Annotated in this window: 17 protein-coding genes; 10 read left to right on the top strand and 7 right to left on the bottom strand. The window is 67.3% G+C overall.

Features of this window, described 5'->3' with window-relative positions; translation table 11 throughout:
- Positions 1-18: 18 nt before the first annotated feature.
- Both FOZ74_RS03000 and gloB read right to left on the bottom strand, forming a co-directional pair.
- Positions 19-1,542 carry a transglycosylase SLT domain-containing protein gene (locus tag FOZ74_RS03000; RefSeq protein ID WP_146911683.1) on the bottom strand — a complete coding sequence of 508 codons (1,524 nt, stop codon included), beginning with the start codon at positions 1,540-1,542 and terminating at the stop codon, positions 19-21.
- Positions 1,539-2,315, bottom strand: coding sequence for a hydroxyacylglutathione hydrolase (gloB, locus tag FOZ74_RS02995; RefSeq protein ID WP_186764643.1), 777 nt, complete (start codon positions 2,313-2,315; stop codon positions 1,539-1,541). The genes FOZ74_RS03000 and gloB overlap by 4 nt, the downstream gene beginning before the upstream one ends.
- Here gloB and FOZ74_RS02990 point away from each other — a divergent pair.
- Both FOZ74_RS02990 and rnhA read left to right on the top strand, forming a co-directional pair.
- Entirely contained in the window at positions 2,314-3,111 is a 798-nt protein-coding gene (locus FOZ74_RS02990) for a class I SAM-dependent methyltransferase (RefSeq protein ID WP_146911682.1), read from the top strand. The genes gloB and FOZ74_RS02990 overlap by 2 nt on opposite strands.
- On the top strand, positions 3,111-3,560 hold the full coding sequence (gene rnhA / locus FOZ74_RS02985) for a ribonuclease HI (protein ID WP_146911681.1): 450 nt from the start codon (positions 3,111-3,113) through the stop codon (positions 3,558-3,560). Before FOZ74_RS02990 ends, rnhA begins: the two co-directional genes overlap by 1 nt.
- 92 nt (positions 3,561-3,652) lie before the next feature.
- On the opposite strand, the gene FOZ74_RS02980 is transcribed toward rnhA, so the two are convergent.
- Complete coding sequence (locus FOZ74_RS02980; protein ID WP_186764642.1) at positions 3,653-5,902, bottom strand: TonB-dependent hemoglobin/transferrin/lactoferrin family receptor; 2,250 nt, start codon at positions 5,900-5,902, stop codon at positions 3,653-3,655.
- A gap of 237 nt (positions 5,903-6,139) precedes the next feature.
- Here FOZ74_RS02980 and FOZ74_RS02975 point away from each other — a divergent pair, with 237 nt between their 5' ends.
- A complete protein-coding gene (locus FOZ74_RS02975) occupies positions 6,140-7,861 on the top strand; it encodes a cytochrome D1 domain-containing protein (protein WP_432417469.1) in 1,722 nt (573 codons plus the stop codon).
- 151 nt (positions 7,862-8,012) lie between these two features.
- Here FOZ74_RS02975 and upp read toward each other — a convergent pair whose 3' ends face one another.
- The 4 genes from upp to FOZ74_RS02955 all read right to left on the bottom strand — a co-directional run bounded on the left by upp (position 8,013) and on the right by FOZ74_RS02955 (position 12,111).
- The gene (gene upp, locus FOZ74_RS02970) at positions 8,013-8,642 is read right to left on the bottom strand and encodes a uracil phosphoribosyltransferase (protein WP_146911678.1); all 630 of its coding nucleotides are present in this window, start codon (positions 8,640-8,642) and stop codon (positions 8,013-8,015) included.
- A gap of 27 nt (positions 8,643-8,669) precedes the next feature.
- Complete coding sequence (locus FOZ74_RS02965; protein WP_146911677.1) at positions 8,670-9,644, bottom strand: pyridoxal-phosphate dependent enzyme; 975 nt, start codon at positions 9,642-9,644, stop codon at positions 8,670-8,672.
- Positions 9,645-9,736: 92 nt separating this feature from the next.
- Complete coding sequence (locus FOZ74_RS02960) at positions 9,737-10,570, bottom strand: enoyl-CoA hydratase-related protein (RefSeq protein ID WP_146911676.1); 834 nt, start codon at positions 10,568-10,570, stop codon at positions 9,737-9,739.
- A 32-nt stretch (positions 10,571-10,602) separates the two neighbouring features.
- Positions 10,603-12,111: a helicase HerA-like domain-containing protein gene (locus FOZ74_RS02955; RefSeq protein ID WP_146911675.1), complete on the bottom strand. Its 1,509-nt coding sequence runs from the start codon at positions 12,109-12,111 to the stop codon at positions 10,603-10,605.
- Between the two features lie 63 nt (positions 12,112-12,174).
- On the opposite strand from FOZ74_RS02955, the gene FOZ74_RS02950 reads away from it, so the two are divergent.
- The 7 genes from FOZ74_RS02950 (at position 12,175) to FOZ74_RS02920 (ending at position 17,060) form a co-directional block, all read left to right on the top strand.
- Positions 12,175-12,894 carry a YebC/PmpR family DNA-binding transcriptional regulator gene (locus FOZ74_RS02950; RefSeq protein ID WP_146911674.1) on the top strand — a complete coding sequence of 240 codons (720 nt, stop codon included), beginning with the start codon at positions 12,175-12,177 and terminating at the stop codon, positions 12,892-12,894.
- A gap of 27 nt (positions 12,895-12,921) precedes the next feature.
- Entirely contained in the window at positions 12,922-14,196 is a 1,275-nt protein-coding gene (purD, locus tag FOZ74_RS02945) for a phosphoribosylamine--glycine ligase (protein ID WP_146911673.1), read from the top strand.
- Positions 14,193-15,131: an oxygen-dependent coproporphyrinogen oxidase gene (gene hemF, locus FOZ74_RS02940; protein ID WP_146911672.1), complete on the top strand. Its 939-nt coding sequence runs from the start codon at positions 14,193-14,195 to the stop codon at positions 15,129-15,131. The genes purD and hemF overlap by 4 nt, the downstream gene beginning before the upstream one ends.
- A gap of 100 nt (positions 15,132-15,231) precedes the next feature.
- Positions 15,232-15,909 (top strand): ribosome silencing factor, encoded by a 678-nt coding sequence (gene rsfS / locus FOZ74_RS02935; RefSeq protein WP_146911671.1) that lies wholly within the window; start codon positions 15,232-15,234, stop codon positions 15,907-15,909.
- A gap of 12 nt (positions 15,910-15,921) precedes the next feature.
- The gene (rlmH, locus tag FOZ74_RS02930) at positions 15,922-16,389 is read left to right on the top strand and encodes a 23S rRNA (pseudouridine(1915)-N(3))-methyltransferase RlmH (protein ID WP_146911670.1); all 468 of its coding nucleotides are present in this window, start codon (positions 15,922-15,924) and stop codon (positions 16,387-16,389) included.
- Between the two features lie 63 nt (positions 16,390-16,452).
- The gene (locus tag FOZ74_RS02925; RefSeq protein WP_146911669.1) at positions 16,453-16,743 is read left to right on the top strand and encodes a type II toxin-antitoxin system RelE/ParE family toxin; all 291 of its coding nucleotides are present in this window, start codon (positions 16,453-16,455) and stop codon (positions 16,741-16,743) included.
- Positions 16,744-16,757: 14 nt separating this feature from the next.
- Positions 16,758-17,060, top strand: a complete 303-nt coding sequence (locus tag FOZ74_RS02920) for an addiction module antidote protein (RefSeq protein ID WP_146911668.1) — start codon at positions 16,758-16,760, stop codon at positions 17,058-17,060.
- Position 17,061: the final 1 nt, after the last annotated feature.

Below are 17,061 nucleotides of genomic sequence, written 5' to 3'. Positions count from 1 at the left end.
GTTTGCCAATGCCGGCGCTCAGCGCGCCTTGCGCTTGGGCGCGCCTGCCCGCGCGGGGCGCACTGCGCCCTTGTGGGCCGGGCTGGCCTGGCGGCGTGCGGCCGGCGCGGCTCGGGTGGCAGCGCGCTTGCCGGGCCTGGCGTGGGGTGCCGCTGCACGCACCGGCAGGTAGAGCACGATGGTTTCGCCGGGTTTGAAATGGCTGGTGGTCTTGAGATCGTTCCAGTTGGCGACGTCGCCTGCGTTGACGCGGTAGCGCCGCGCGATGCTGGCCACGGTGTCCTTCTTGCCGGCGCGCACGGTGCTGCGCCGGATGGTGGCTTCGGGCGCGAGCGCGATCTGCCCGTTGTCGGCGATGCTGCCCGAGACGTCGGCCAGCATTTCCGCGGAGCGCGGCACCATGAGCGTCGAGCCCGCCTTGATCATCATGCGCGGCGGAATGGCGTTGATGGTACGCAGATCCGCTTCGCTCATGCCGGTGCGCCGGGCGGCGGAAGCCACGCTCATGGTGGCGGGTGCGGTCCATACCGTCCAGCTGGCGAGTTGCCCTTCGTTGAATTCCTGGAAATTGCGCCGGAAGGTCCGCGCGCTGTCCCAGGGCAGCAGGACCTGGGGCACGCCGGCGGCCAGGATGACCGGGCGGTGCAGCGAAGGGTTGAGCGCGCGGAAGTCCGCTTCGTTGATGCCGGCCAGGCGCGCGACCAGCGCCACGTCGATGTCGCGCGTGATCTCGACGACGTCGAAATACGGGTGGTTGCCTATGGCCGGCAGCTCGATGCCGTAGTGCTGCGGCTGGGCAACGATGTTCTTCACCGCCTGCAGCTTGGGCACGTACAGGCGCGTTTCCGCCGGCAGGCTCAGTTCGCCGTAGCTCGTGCCCAGCCCCGCCTTTTCGTTGCGGGCGATGGCGCGCGCCACATTGCCTTCGCCCCAGTTGTAGGCGGCCAAGGCCAGGTGCCAGTCGCCGAACATGCCATGGAGCTTTTGCAGATAGTCCAGTGCCGCACGCGTGGAGGCGAGCACGTCGCGACGGTCGTCGCGAAAGGCGTTCTGCTTGAGATCGAAGTAGCTGCCCGTGGCCGGCATGAATTGCCACATACCGGCGGCCTTGGCGCTGGAGACGGCCTGGGGGTTGAAGGCGCTTTCGATGTAGGGCAGCAGAGCCAGTTCGGCCGGCATGCTGCGCCGCTCCAGCTCTTCGACGATGTGAAACAGGTATTTGCTCGAGCGCTCGGCCATGCGCTGAATGTAGTCGGGGCGCGTGGCATACCACTGTTCGCGTTCGAGCACCAGTTCGCCCATCAGATCGGGCATGGAAAAGCCCCGGCGGATGCGCTCCCACAGATCGGCCGGCGCGTCCACGCGCGCCACACCCAGGTAGGCCGCCTGCGCGGAGGTGATGGACTGCAGTGGCGCACTCGGGTAGAGCGGTGTGCGCTCGACGGCATTGCTCGGCGTATCGGTTTCGGTATCGCCAGGGACGCTTGCACACCCGGCCAGGGCAAGCAGGCAGATGGCGGCCAGCAGGCGCAACCAGTTCATCGGAAATCGTTCTTCCATTGGCGCAGGGTTGCCAGCACGGCAACCGGGTCTTGCGGATCGGTGTCGGGCGCGTGCGCCTGGGCGGCCTGGCGCACGGAGATCTCGGCGGTGCGCACAAACGGGTTGACGGCGCGCTCGATGGCCATGGTCGAGGGCAACGTGGGTTGTCCCGCCCGGCGCAGCTGCCGGCAATGGGCCAGGTAGTCGGCCAGCGCGCGGTTGTCCGGCTCGACGGCCTGGGCGAAGGCGAGGTTGGCGAGTGTGTACTCATGGGCACAGCACACCCGGGTGTCGTCCGGCAGCGCGGCCAGGCGGCTCAGCGAGGCGTGCATCTGCGCCGGCGTGCCTTCGAACAGCCGTCCGCAGCCGCCGGAAAACAGGGTGTCGCCGCAAAACAGCACGGGCGCGCCGTCCAGGCTTGCGCAGTAGTAGGCGATGTGCCCCGCGGTATGGCCGGGCACGTCCAGCACCGTGAAGCGCAGGCCCAGCGCCTGAAGCTGCTCGCCGTCGTGCAGAGCGGTGAAGGGTTCGGGGATGGCTTCACGCGCCGGGCCGAAGACCCGGGCGCCCCAGCGCTCGCGCAGTTCGGCGACGCCGCCGGTGTGGTCGCCATGGTGGTGGGTGACTAGAATCGTGCGCAATGACAATTGCATGCTGCGCAGCGCCTGCTGGACCGGTGCTGCATCGCCCGGATCGACCACCAGAGCGTCACGCCCATCGTGCACCATCCAGATGTAGTTGTCGGAGAAAGCGGGCAGCGGCAGCAGTTTCATGAGCGGCAAAATTATAGGTTTCAGCAGTTGGCTTGGTTCGCCCGCAGGGCGCTACCTGCTGCAGTGGCAGCAGGAGCGCCATGACGAGCTGGTGGCCGACATCTTCGGTTACCACGCGCTGCAACTGGGCATGCCGCAGCTGCAGGGCCTGCGCGCCAACCGCATGCAGCACCGCTGGCTGGCGCTGGCCACGGGCGATGCCGAGCAGCAGGACGGCGCGCCAGCGCCCTCCCTGTGGGCCGATGCGGTGCAACTGCCGTTCGAGCAGGCCAGCCTCGATCTGGTGCTGATGCCGCACACCCTGGAGCTCAGCGTCAGCCCGCATGCGGCGCTGCGCGAGGCAGCGCGGGTGCTGGTGCCCGAAGGGCGCCTGATTGTCAGCGGCATCAATCCCTGGAGCCTGTGGGGCGCGCGGCAAAGGCGCATGCAATGGTATAGGCGTCTGGGCGCGGGCGGGCCGCTGTTCGTGCCCGAGCTCGAAGAATTCTTTTCGCCCTGGCGCCTCGGCGACTGGATGCGCCTGCTCGATCTGGAGGTGGAGTCGGTGAGCCTGGGATGTTTTCGGCCGAGCTTTCAAAGCGCTCGCTGGCTGCAGCGCATGGCCTGGATGGACCGTCTGGGTCCGCACGGCTGGTCGCTGCTGGGCGCGGCCTATGTGATGGTCGCGGTCAAGCGCGTGCTCGGTGTGCGGCTGCTCGAGCCGGCCTGGCGTACGGCGCCGGTGGCCGCCAAGGCCGTGCCGCTGGCACGCTTCGAGACCGCCGGGCGCACCCGCGACGGCATGGGGAACCCTTGATGGCCGAGCGCGTGCAGATCTACACCGACGGCGCCTGCAAGGGCAACCCCGGCCCCGGCGGCTGGGGCGCGCTGCTGCGCTACGGCGGCACGGAAAAGGAACTCTGCGGCGGCGAGCGGCTGACGACCAACAACCGCATGGAGCTGGTGGCGGTGATCGAGGCGCTCGCCGCGCTGCGCCGCCCCTGCAGCGCCGACGTCCATGTGGACAGCCAGTACGTGCGCCAGGGCATCACCCAGTGGATACACGGCTGGAAGAAGAAGGGCTGGCGCACTGCCGCGGGCCAGCCGGTGAAGAACGTCGAACTCTGGCAGCGCCTGGACGCGCTGGCCCATGGCGCGGGCCATGAGCTGCGCTGGCACTGGGTCAAGGGCCACGCGGGTGACCCGGGCAATGAGCGCGCCGATGCCTTGGCCAACCGCGGCGTGCAGCAGGCGCTGCAGGCTTGAACACCGGCGGGATGCGCTCTTCAAAAGAGATAGCCTGTAGCGCCCGACCAGTAAGCGTTTGGGCCGATTTCTACTCTTGATTCCTGCCCGACTCAGAAATCCTTGACCAGCGATACCCGCAGGCTGCGTCCGGGCTGGGTATAGGCGTCCAGCACCGCCGAACTCGCCGACTGGCCGTACACGTCCGACCAGAGCCAGTACTTGCGGTTGGTCAGGTTGTGGATCGCCAGGTTCAGGCGGGTGTCCTTGGCCAGGCGCCATTGCCCGCCCACGTCCAGCGTGGTGAAGGAGGGCGTGGCGAACTGCACGTCGGGCTTGGAGTTGAAGATGGCGCTGTTGTCGATGTCCCCCGGCCTCTTGGCCTGGCGGTAGCGCAGATTCGCCCACAGCGACCAGGGCGCGGTGTCGTAGCGCACGCCCAGCGTGGCCTGGGCCGGATCGACCGAGTTCAGCGGCTGGCCGGTTTCGCGGTTCTTGCCGCGCGCCATGCCCCAGGAAAAGGTGCTCGACAGGCGCCCCTGGCCCAGCACGCCCCAGTCGTAGCTGCCCTTGAGCTCGAAGCCGTGGATGCGGGCGCGCCCGATGTTCACCGACTGGAAGTAGCGCGTGGTGCCCACTTCCTGGATGAACTCGGCGTCCACGATGAGGTTGGAATAGTCGTTGACGAAGGCCGTCGCATCCAGCTTCAGGCGCTCCAAGCGTGCGCGCGCACCGATCTCCAGGCCGCGGCTGCGCTCGGGCTGCAGGTTGGGATTGGGCTGGATGACCACGCGCGCGCCCGGCACCACCGCCTCGAAATGGTCGTTGAGCTGGCCCGGCTCGGGTGCGCGCAGTCCCTGCGAATACTGGCCGAACAGGCTCCATTCGGAGCTGGCGCGCCAGAGCACGCCCAGCTTGGGCAGCACGGCCGCCTTGGACAGCGACTTGCCCGGCTGCGCCGCCGGCGGGTAAAAGCCGCTCTGGCTGGTCACGTCGATGGCAAAGTGGTCGATGCGCAGGCCGGGCGTGAAGGTCCAGTCGCCCCAGACGGTTTCGTCCTGCAGGTACAGCGCGCTGGTGCTCTCGCGCGTGTCGGGAAAGCGCTTGAGCGGAAACACGTCCGGCGCCAGCGGGGCCAGGCCGTCGTAGAGGTTGCTGATGTGGTTGCGCGTGTACTCCGCGCCATACGCCAGGCGGTGCGTCCATTCGCCCGCGCGCAACACCTTTTCGGCCTGCAGGCCCAGCTGCCACAGGCGCTCCTGGTAGCGGTTGTCGCGCACGCGGTGCACGCCACTGTTCAGGTCGCTCGTGCCCACGCGGCGCGACTTGCCCTGCTGCGCAGCCACGATGGTGCGCACCTGGTCGGCCCAGCCGCTTGCCACGTCGTAGCGCGCATCCCAGGTAATGCGGTTGCGCGCGGCGTCGTAGCGCGAGCTCTCGCCGAGCACGTCGGCAGGCTTGGAAGGCTGCGGCGTGCGGCTGGACAGCAGTGCCACGTCGGAATCGCGGTTCACGTGCTCGAAGCCGAGCACGTGGCGCTGGCCGCCACCGGGGCTGAGCACCACCTTGGCCAGCAGCGCCTGGTCGCCGTCGTCCTGCGGGTTGGCGCGGGTGCGCCGGCTGTCGGGAGCGTCGTTGTCGCCCATGGTCTTGGGTGCATGGGCGCGGCGCAGCTGCGCGGTCAGCATCCATTGCGCGCTCTCGCTCGCCTTGCCGGCTAGCGTGCCGGCCAGCAGCTTGCCATCGTCCTCGCTGCCGTATTGCACGGCAACGCGCCCGCCCAGGGTCCGGTCCTCGCCCAGGAAATCCTGCGGATCGAGCGTCACGAAGTTGACTACGCCGGCCAGGCCGTCCGAGCCATAGAGCGCCGAGGCCGGCCCGCGCAGCAGTTCGATGCGCTTGAACAGCTCCAGCGAGAGGTATTCGCGATCGAAGATGGCCGAGCGCGAAACATAGCTGCGCGGCATGCGGATGCCATCCACCGTCATGAGCACACGGTTGCCGCCGATGCCGCGGATGTTGATGCCCGTATTGCCATCGCGCGCAAAGGCCGATGAGGACGCGCCCACGGCCAGCCGCGCCGGCGCGGTGCGCACCGAGGTGTTGGGCAGGTCCTGCAGGGCGTCGCGCAGGCTCTGGCTTTGCTGCTCCTCGAGCTGCCCGGCGGTGATCACGTCGATGGACTGTGGCAGGTCATCCACAGGCTGCTCCTGCATCGATCCGCTGACCACCATGGACGGGAGCGGGGCGCTGGCGGTGCTCTGGGCCAGTGCGGGGCTGGGGAGTGCGCAGGCAAGCAGGCTGGTGAACGCCAGGGCATGCAGATGCAGCGGCGACCGGCAGGGGTGGGGCTGGGGTTTCATGGTGCGGCGGAGGATGAGAATCGGGGGAAAGGATTCAGGGGTAAACCCTAGCATCAACTGCAGGTTGTACAAAGGTATTACCCTTGTGACTAAAGGCAGAATTTTTTGGTATACCTTTTCAAGTAGTTTGGCAAACCATACGGATAATGGCCGCAAGGTCGCCGGAACATTTGCCGCCCCCGGTTGGCTCACTACAGGAGACAAGGTGGCGTTTTCTCACGCAAGAGAGGATGGACAATGAAACTCCGCCCGATGACGACCCTCGCAGTGCTGGCCCTGGCCGCCATGGCAACGACGGCGATGGCACAACAGAAGAAGGGGGCGGTGCTGCCCCAGACCGAGATCAACCTGCAGGCTGGCTCCTCCCCCGTGGGCGAGGCGCTGATGCACCAGAACTCCAACCCCAAGGCGCCAGCCATGACCCAGGAGGAGTTCGACCACGCGCGCCAGATCTACTTCGAGCGCTGCGCCGGCTGCCACGGCGTGCTGCGCAAGGGCGCGACCGGCAAGGCGCTGACGCCGGAGATCACCATCGACAAGGGCACCGACTACCTCAAGACCTTCATCGCCTACGGTTCGCCGGCCGGCATGCCCAACTGGCAGACCTCGGGCGAGTTCGACGAGGCCACGGTGGACCTGATGGCCCGCTACATACAGCAGGACCCTCCCACGCCGCCGGAGTTTTCGCTCGAGGACATGGAGAAGTCACGCAAGGAAATCGTGCCCGTGGCCCAGCGCCCGACGAAGAAGATGAACAAATACAACATCGAGAATATTTTCTCGGTGACGCTGCGTGACGCCGGCGAGGTGGCCCTGATCGACGGGGACACCAAGGAGATCATCAACATCGTCAAGACCGGCTATGCGGTGCACATCTCGCGCATGGGCGCCAAGGGCCGCTACCTGTACGTGATCGGGCGCGATGCGCGCGTGAACATCATCGACCTGTGGATGGAAAAGCCCGACAACGTGGCCGAGATCAAGGTCGGCCTGGAGGCGCGCTCGATCGAGACCAGCAAGTTCAAGGGCTGGGAAGACAAGGTGGCGATCGCCGGCACCTACTGGCCGCCGCAGTTCGTGCTGATGGAAGCCGAAACCCTCAAGCCGCTGAAGATCGTCTCCACCCGCGGCATGACGGTGGACAACGAATACCACCCCGAGCCGCGCGTGGCCGCGATCGTCTCCAGCCACCAGAAGCCCGAATTCCTGGTCAACGCCAAGGAAACCGGCAAGATCTGGACCGTGGACTACACCGACCTGAAGAACCTCAAGACCAAGCAGATCGATGCCGCCAAGTACCTGCACGACGGGGGCTTTGACAGCACCGGGCGCTACTTCCTGACGGCGGCCAACTCCTCGGACAAGATCGCGGTGGTGGACACGAAGGAGAGCAAGCTGGCGGCGCTGATCGACGTCGGCAAGATCCCGCACCCGGGGCGCGGCGCCAACTTCAAGCACCCCAAGTTCGGTCCGGTGTGGGCCACCTCGGGCCTGGGTGACGAGAGCATCTCCATCATCGGCACCGACCCCAAGGGCCACAAGGCCAACGCCTGGAAGGTGGTGGACAAGCTCGAAGGCCAGGGCGGCGGCTCGCTCTTCATCAAGACCCACCCCAAGTCGCACAACCTGTGGGTGGACACCACGCTCAACCCCGACGCCAAGGTCAGCCAGAGCGTGGCGGTGTACGACATCCGCGACCTGGGCAAGAAGCCCCAGATCGTAGACATCGCCGCCTGCGCCGACCTCAAGGACGACGGCGCCAAGCGCGTGGTGCAACCCGAGTACAACCGCAGCGGCGACGAGGTCTGGTTCTCCGTCTGGAGCGCCAAGGACAAGCAGTCGGCCCTGGTGGTGGTGGACGACAAGACGCGTACCTGCAAGGCGGTGATCAAGGACGCCAGGCTGATCACGCCGACCGGCAAGTTCAACGTCTACAACACCCAGCACGACGTGTATTGAGCGCGTGGCCTGCGGCGCACGCGCCGCAGGCCGCCTGCACCCCGAAGGCCGACAGCGATGTCGGCCTTTTTTTTACGGAGCGCAGCGGGCAGCGCCAGGCGCCGGCGGGTGAACACCGCGCAGTCGGACTCGCGGGTGTGGCCCGGGCAGGCTATTTGGTGCCGAAGATGCGGTCGCCCGCATCGCCCAGCCCCGGCAGGATGTAGCCGTGTTCGTCGAGCTGGCGGTCTATCGCCGAGGTGTAGATCGGCACGTCCGGATGCGCCGCCTGCAGCGTGGCGATGCCTTCGGGCGCGGCCAGCAGGCAGACGAACTTGATCGAGCGCGGTCGGGTCTGCTTCAGGCGCGCGAGCGCGGCGCTGGCGGAGTTGCCGGTGGCCAGCATCGGGTCCACGACGATCACGTCGCGCTCGTTCATGCCCGAGGGCATCTTGAAGTAGTACTCCACCGGCTGCAGCGTCGCGGGGTCGCGGTACAGGCCGATGTGGCCCACGCGCGCGCCGGGCACCACGTCGAGCATGCCGTCGAGAAAGCCGTTGCCCGCGCGCAGGATGGAGACCAGCACCAGCTTCTTGCCGTCGATCACCTTGCCGGTCATGGTCTCCAGCGGGGTTTCGATCTCGATGTCCGACAGCGGCATGTCGCGCGTGACCTCGTAGGCCATGAGGGTGGCCAGCTCCCCCAGCAGGCGGCGAAAGCTGTTGGTGCTGGCGTCCTTGCGGCGCATCAGCGTGAGTTTGTGCTGGACCAGCGGGTGATCGATGACGTGGATGTTGCTCATGAGAAAGGGGAAAAAGGGCGATGAAGCTCAGTCGGAAATGAAACGGGCGTAGCGCGACAGGTCCACGTTGCCGCCGCTGATGACGATGCCCACGCGCTTGCCATGCAGGTCCACCGCGCCGCTCTGCGCGCCGGCAAAGGCCAGCGCCCCGGTGGGTTCGGCCACCAGCTTCATGCGCTGAGCCAGAAAGCGCAGGGCGTCCAGCATCTGCGGGTCCGATGCCGACAGGATCTGCGGCGTGGCCTGGCGGATGACTTCGAAAGCGGTGGGCGCCAGCGCCGGCGTCTGCGCCGCGTCGGCAATGGTGCGCGGGTGCGTCACGGTGATGATCTGGCCGCTGGCCAGCGAGCGGCTGGCGTGGCCGGCCGCTTCGGGCTGCACGCCGAACACCTCGCAGTTGCTGGCGGCGGCGCGCACCGCCAGCAGGCTGCCGGCGAGCAGGCCGCCGCCGCCCACGGGCACGAAGAGGTAGTCGAGCCTGGGCACTTGCTGCAGCAGCTCCAGCACCGCCGTGCCGTGCCCGGCAATGATGGCCGGGTGGTCCGATGGCGGCACGATGCCCAGCTGGCGTTCGTGTGCCAGCCGCTGGCTCAGGGCCTCGCGGTCTTCCTGCTCGCGCCGGTAGGTCACCACCTGCGCGCCGTAGCCGCGCGTGGCCGCGAGCTTGGCGGCGCTGGCGTCTTCGGGCATGACGATGAGCGCCTCGGTGTCGTGCAGGCTCGCGGCCAGCGCCACCGCCTGCGCGTGGTTGCCCGACGAATAGGCCAGCACGCCCTTGCCGCGCTGCTGCCGCTCCAGCTGCGCCAGCGCGCAGTAGGCACCGCGGAACTTGAAGGAGCCGGTGCGCTGCAGGTTCTCGCACTTGAAGTACAGCGCCGCGCCAAACAGCCGGTCTATGGTGGTGGAGCGCAGCACCGGCGTGCGGTGCGCCACGCCTTCGAGCACGCGGGCTGCGGCCAGGACATCCGAAGGGGTGGGTAGGGGCATGGCGGGCGTGGGCATGGCATCAACGAGGTTCAGTTTGGGTATCAAAACCTGCTCCAGCGCCCATGGATAAAGCGCTGACAGCTATGAAAACAGGAAGCTGCCCGGTTTTATGCCCCATCGGTGAATCTTGTCAATGGGGCCAGCGGATCGAAGCGGCCGGGGCGCTTTTCCTGGTGGGCGCGCAGCGCCTCGTGCACCTGGGCGGTGCTCCACACCATGCCTTGCAGCCAGCCCATCTGCTGCAGGCTGTCGTGCACGCTGTGGTCGCGCGCATGGTTCAGCGCCTGCTTGCTGGCCCAGACGGCCACGGGCGGCTTGGCGGCAATCTCGCGCGCGCACTGCAGCGCGGCGGCCAGCATCGCTTCCTGGGTGTCGAAGACCTCATTGACCAGGCCCAAGGCCAGAGCGCGCTCGGCCGGCAGGCGCCGCCCGGTGTAGGCCATCTCGCGCGCCACACCCGGCGGGATGAGCTTGGGCAGGCGCTGCAGGGTGCCCACGTCGGCCACCATGCCGATGTTGATCTCCTGGACGCAGAAGAAGGCGTCGCGCGTGGCATAGCGCAGGCAGGCGGCGGTCACCAGGTCCAGCGCGCCGCCCACGCAGCCGCCCTGGATGGCGGCGATCACCGGAATGCGCAGGCTTTCCAGCCGGCTGAAGGTGTGCTGCAGCTCGGCCAGCTGCTCTGGTATGGCGGCGCGCGCGGCGGCACTGGCGTCGTCCAGCGCCAGGGCCGAGTCGAACACCTCCAGCGCCATGCCCGCGCTGAAATGCTTGCCGGTGCTGCTGATGAGCAGCACGCGCGCTCCGTTGCCGCGGTGCAGCGTGTCGAGCACCTCGTCGAGCTCGCGCCAGAAGCGCGGCCCCATGGTGTTGAAGGCCTCGGGGCGATGGAGCATCAGGTGGGCAATGCCCTCGTCGATGCCGAGTTCGAAGCAGTGCATGGCAGGTCGTCCGGGGTTGTCGCTTGCGGTGCTCAGCGGCGCTTGCCGCCGATCAGGCTGCCCAGCGCGCCGCGCAGCAGCTCGCGGCCCATGCGCCGGGCTTCGCCCTTGATGACGTTCTGCACCAGGCCGTCGTACTGTCCGCCGCGCGGGCCGGTGCGGCCGAACAGCGCTTCCTTGACCATGGTGCCTATGCCGTCGAACATGCCGCCGCCCTGGGCCGGCGCCGCCGCACCGTCGGCGGGCGCGCCGACGCCGGTGGCTTGCGCGCCGCGCGCGGCCAGCATTTCATAGGCCGATTCGCGGTCCACCGGCGTGTCGTAGCTGCCGGCGACGAGGGAATTCTTGACCAGTGCCTGGCGTTGTTCGACCGTGATCGGCCCGAGCTGGCTGCCCGGCGGCAGCACGTAGACGCGCTCGGTCTCGCTCGGGCGCCCCTTGGCGTCCAGCAGGCTCACGAGGGCTTCGCCCACGGCCAGTTCGGTGATCGCCGCCTCGATATCGAGCCCCGCCTTGGGCCGCATGGTGCTGGCCGTGGCCTTGACCGCCTTCTGGTCGCGCGGGGTGAAGGCGCGCAGCGCGTGCTGCACGCGGTTGCCCAGTTGCGCCAGCACGGTGTCGGGAATGTCCAGCGGGTTTTGCGTCGCGAAGTACACGCCCACGCCCTTGGAGCGCACCAGGCGCACGACGAGCTCGATGCGCTCCACCAGCACCTTGGGCGCGTCGGCAAACAGCAGGTGGGCCTCGTCGAAGAAGAACACCAGCTTGGGTTTATCCGGGTCGCCGATCTCGGGCAGGCGCTCGAACAGCTCGGAGAGCATCCACAGCAGGAAGCTGGCATACAGGCGCGGCGCGTTCATCAGCTTGTCGGCGGCCAGGATGTTGATCACGCCCTTGCCGCCCACCGTCTGCATGAAGTCCTCGATGTCGAGCATGGGCTCGCCGAAGAACTTGTCGCCGCCCTGCGTCTCGATCTGCATCAGGCCACGCTGGATGGCGCCTATGCTGGCGCTGCTGATGTTGCCGTACCGCGTCGTGAAGTTCTTCGCGTTGTCGCCCACGTGCTGCAGCATGGCGCGCAGGTCTTTCAGGTCCAGCAGCAGCAGGCCGTTGTCGTCGGCGATCTTGAAGACCAGGTTGAGCACGCCGGTTTGCGTGTCGTTCAGGTCCAGCATGCGCGCCAGCAGCAGCGGCCCCATGTCCGAGATGGTGGCGCGCACCGGATGGCCCTGCTGGCCGAACACGTCCCACAGCGTGGTGGGGCAGGCCACGGGCGCGGGCGCGGGCAGGCCGCGCTCGGCAATCACCTTGGCCAGCTTGCCGCCGATTTGGCCCTTCTGACTGATGCCGGCAAGGTCCCCCTTGACGTCGGCCATGAAGACCGGCACGCCGATCGCGGAAAACTGCTCGGCCAGGGTCTGCAGGGTCACCGTCTTGCCGGTGCCGGTGGCGCCGGTGATCAGGCCATGCCGGTTGGCAAGGCCGGGCAACAGCCTGCATTGGGTGCTGCCGTGTTGTGCTAGCAGGATGGGCTCGGCCATGACATGCTCAAAAGTAGAATCACAGGCTGCAGATTAAACCAGAGTAGTTGGAAGGAAGACGTTGTGGCAGGACACAGCAAATGGGCCAACATCCAGCACCGCAAGGGGCGCCAGGATGAAAAGCGCCAGCGCATCTGGACCCGCGTGGTGCGCGAGATCATGGTGGCTGCGCGTGCCGGCGGGGGCGACCCCAGCGCCAACCCGCGCCTGCGTCTGGCGATCGACAAGGCCAAGGCGGCCAACATGCCGGCCGACACCATCAAGCGCAACATCGACAAGGCCACGGGCAACCTCGAAGGCGTGACCTACGAGGAGATCCGCTACGAAGGCTACGGCATAGGGGGCGCCGCCATCATCGTGGACACCATGACCGACAACCGCGTGCGCACCGTGGCCGACGTGCGCCACGCCTTCAGCAAGCACGGCGGCAACCTGGGCACCGAAGGTTCGGTGGCCTTCCAGTTCCGCCACTGCGGCCAGCTGGTATTCGCGCCCGGCACCGATGAGGAAAAGGTGATGGAAGTGGCGCTGGAAGCCGGCGCGGACGACGTGATCACCGACGAGGAGGGCGCCATCGAGGTGCTGTCCGAGCCGGGCGACTTCGAGGCCGTGAGGCAGGCCTTGCAGGAGGCGGGGCTGAACCCGGAGGTGGCCGAGGTGACCATGCGCGCGGAAAACACCATCGAGCTTGCGGGCGAGGACGCCGAGCGCATGCAGAAGCTCCTGGACGTGATCGAAGACCTGGACGATGTGCAAAACGTCTACCACAACGCGGCGCTGTGAGGCGCCGCGTCAGCCGGACCGGACCCCATGAAAATCCTCGTGATCGGCGGCGGCGGGCGCGAGCACGCGCTGGCCTGGAAGCTGGTGGACTCGCCCAAGGCCAGCATGGTGTATGTGGCGCCGGGCAACGGCGGCACGCAGCTGTCGCCCCGGCTGGAAAACCTGCCCATCACCGATGTGCAGCAACTGGCCGACTGGGCGCAGGACAACAAGATCGGCCTGACCGTGGTCGGCCCAGAGGCACCGCTGGCCGCCGGTGTGGTCGACCTGTTTCGCGCCAGGGGCCTGCGCATCTTCGGCCCGACGCAGGCGGGGGCGCAGCTGGAAAGCTCCAAGGCCTTTTCCAAGGCCTTCATGCGCCGCCATGGCATCCCCACGGCCAATTACGACGTCTTCTCCGACCCCGAAGCGGCCCATGCCTTCATTGAGCGCCTGGGCGCACCCGTGGTCGTCAAGGCCGACGGCCTGGCCGCGGGCAAGGGCGTGGTGGTGGCCACTAGCCTGGCCCAGGCGCATGCCGCCGTGGACGCGATGCTGGTCGACGCCCGCTACGCCGGCGCGCAAGAGGGCGCGGCGCGCGTCGTCATCGAGGAGTTCCTCGCGGGCGAAGAGGCCAGCTTCATCGTGCTCTCGGACGGGCGCGACGTGGTGGCGCTGGCCACCAGCCAGGACCACAAGCGCCTGAAGGACGGCGACGAAGGCCCCAATACCGGCGGCATGGGCGCGTATTCGCCCGCGCCCGTGGTCACTGCCGACGTGCACGCGCGCGCCATGCGCGAAGTCATCCTGCCGGCGGTGCGCGGCATGGAAAAGGACGGCATGCCCTACACCGGCTTTCTCTACGCCGGCCTGATGATCGACGCGCAGGGCCAGCTCAAGGTGCTGGAATTCAACTGCCGCCTGGGCGACCCCGAAACCCAGCCCATCCTGATGCGCCTCAAGAGCGACCTGCTGGACGTGCTGAACGCCGCGGTGGACGGCAAGCTCGCCGACGTCGAATTGCAGTGGGACCGGCGCACGGCGCTGGGCGTGGTGATGGCCGCGGCCGGCTACCCCGAAAGCCCGCGCAAGGGCGACGCGATCAGCGGCACCCCGCCAGAGCAGGACGACGCCATGGTCTTTCATGCCGGCACGCGGCTCGAAGACGGCACACTGCGCACCTCGGGCGGACGCGTGCTGTGCGTGACGGCACTGGCCGACAGCGTGCGCCAGGCGCAGCAGCGCGCCTACGAAGTGGTGCGCGGCATCCATTTCAACGGCGCGCAATATCGCAACGACATAGGACACAGGGCCATCAAATGAGTCGATTCAACCCTGCGGGCACGGTGCAGCCGGTGCGCAGCTACCTGGTGGGTTTGCAGGCGCGCATCATGAATGCGCTGCAGGAGGTGGAGGGCGAGGGCGGCGCGCGCGCCATCTCCGACGCCTGGGAGAAAGCCCCGGGCGACAAGCTGCAGGGCAACGGCATCACCCGCATCATCGAAGGCGGCCTGGTGTTCGAGCGCGCCGGTTGCGGCTTTTCCGACGTGAGCGGCCCCCAGCTCCCGCCTTCGGCCACCCAGCACCGGCCCGAACTCGCCGGCGCGCCCTTCGAGGCCATGGGCGTGTCGCTGGTCTTCCACCCGCGCAACCCCTACGTGCCCACGGTGCACATGAACGTGCGCATGATCGCGGCCGGCCATGCGGGGCAGGAGCCGGTGTGCTGGTTCGGCGGCGGCATGGACCTCACGCCCTACTACGGCTTCGAGGAGGACGCGGTGCACTTTCACCGCGTCTGCCGCGATGCGCTCGCGCCCTTCGGCGACGAGCTCTATCCGCGCTTCAAGAGCTGGTGCGACGAATACTTCTGCAACAAGCACCGGGGCGAGCAGCGCGGCATCGGCGGCATCTTCTTCGACGACTTCTCCGAGCTCGGCTTCGAGCAGGGCTTTGCCATACTGCAAAGCGTGGGCGATGCCTTCCTGACCGCCTACCTGCCCATCGTGCAGGCACGAAAGAACATGCCCTACGGGGAGCGCGAACGGGCCTTCCAGCTCTATCGGCGGGGGCGCTATGTCGAATTCAACCTCGTCTGGGACCGCGGCACCCACTTCGGCCTGCAGTCGGGCGGGCGCACCGAATCCATCCTGCTTTCCATGCCGCCGCAGGCCGCCTGGAGCTACCGCCACAAGGTGCCGGCGGGTTCGCCCGAAGAGCGCCTGACCAGCCATTTCCTCAAGCCAAGATCCTGGATTTGATAGCTGCCAGCGCTTGCCAGTCGGGCGTTTGAGCCCAATTTGATCTGAAAAGCCAAATCCTGCACACTGTGCACATTCAACCACCCAACCCACACCATCGATGACCACTGCACCCGCCACGGACGCTGCCGCCAAGAAATCCCTCACCAAACTGCAGCGCGCCATCGTTGACGGCCTGGAAGACGTGAAAGCGGTGGACATTCGGGTGTTCGACACCGAACACCTCTCGCCCCTGTTCGAGCGCGTGATCGTTGCCAGCGGCAACACCAACCGCCAGACCAAGGCCCTGGCCGCCAGCGTGCGCGACGCGGTGCGTGATGCCGGCTTTGCCAAGCCGCGCAGCGAGGGCGAGGACAACGGCGAATGGATCATCATCGACTGCGGCGCGGCCGTCTGCCACATCATGCAGCCGGCCATCCGCCAGTACTACCGCCTGGAAGAAATCTGGGGCGAAAAACCCGTGCGCATGAAGCTCGGCGCCGCCAAGCCGCGCACCGCCGTCACGTCACCGGATGCCGCCCCTGCGCCCGCGCGCAAGACGCCTGCGCACAAGGCTCCCGCACGCAAGGCCGCTGCGACTGCCACGAGCAAGAACCCAGCCAGGAAGACTGCAGTCGCCAAAAAGGCTGCGGCCAGCGGCAAGAGCACCGCAGCCAAAAAGCTGCCTGCGAAGAAAGCTGCTCCGCTCAAGACCGTGGTGGTCAATGCCCCTGCCGCCAAAAAGCCTGCCACCCAGCGCGTGGCCGCCAAAAAGACCGGCAAGACGGCCGGCAAGTAAGGCCCGCCGGCCGTGCACCTTGCCATCGTTGCCGTCGGCCAGCGCATTCCCGCCTGGGCGCAGACCGCCTACGACGATTACGCCAAGCGCTTTCCGCCCGAGCTGAAGGTCGAGCTCAAGGCCGTCAAGACCGAGCCGCGCGGCTCCAAGACCCTGCAAACCCTGCAGGCCGCCGAGCGCGAGCGCATCGAGGCCGCCATTGCCCGCGGCACCCGCCGCGTGGCGCTGGACGAGCACGGCACGCGCCTGACCACTCAGGCCCTGGCCGCGCGCCTGAAGGATTGGCAGCTGGCGGGCGACGACGTGGCCCTCCTCATCGGCGGCCCGGACGGTCTTGACCCTGCGCTGCTGCAATCCGCGCACGAGCGCATCCGCCTGTCGGACCTGACCCTGCCGCATGCGCTGGTGCGGGTGCTCTTGATCGAGCAGCTTTACCGGGCGTGGTCGGTGAATGCGGGGCATCCCTACCACCGGGAGTGATCCGCATCGCGCGATACAAGGGCGCAGGCTTGCGGTCCGTATCCTGATATATACAATTAAGCCATGACGGTCATTCATACCACCGAAACGTTTGATGACTGGTTTGACGCATTGCGCGACAAGCACGCACAAAAGCGTATTCAGGCGCGCATCAGGCGTGCTGAACTTGGAAATTTTGGGGATTGCGCGCCTGTGGGTGAGGGTGTATCGGAGATGCGCATTCACCATGGGCCGGGGTATCGCGTGTATTTCGTGCAGCGAGGTCTGGAAATTGTCATCCTGCTCGCCGGTGGCGACAAGTCAACCCAGCGTTTGGATATCAAGCTGGCACTCGAACTGGCGCGGCAGTTGTAAAGCAAAGGAGCACCATGGGAACGATCAAACTACGCCGATGGGACAGCGCAGAGCACCTCAAGACCGAAGAGGACATCGTGCTGTATTTGCAAGCCTGCATGGAAGAGGCGGGTGATGATGCGGCTTTCATCGCGGCAGCGCTGGGCGATATTGCCCGCGCCCGTGGCATGACCCAGCTCGCCAAGGAAACCGGTCTGGGCCGCGAAAGCCTCTACAAGGCGCTGTCGGGAGAAGGCAACCCGAGCTTTGGCACTGTCCTGAAGGTCATGCACGCCCTGGGAATCAAGCTGCAGGCCCTGCCGGTGAACCCTGCCTGAG

The organism is Comamonas flocculans, from assembly GCF_007954405.1.
Lineage (GTDB): Bacteria > Pseudomonadota > Gammaproteobacteria > Burkholderiales > Burkholderiaceae_C > Comamonas_C > Comamonas_C flocculans.
This window is presented reverse-complemented; position numbering and strand designations above follow the sequence as displayed.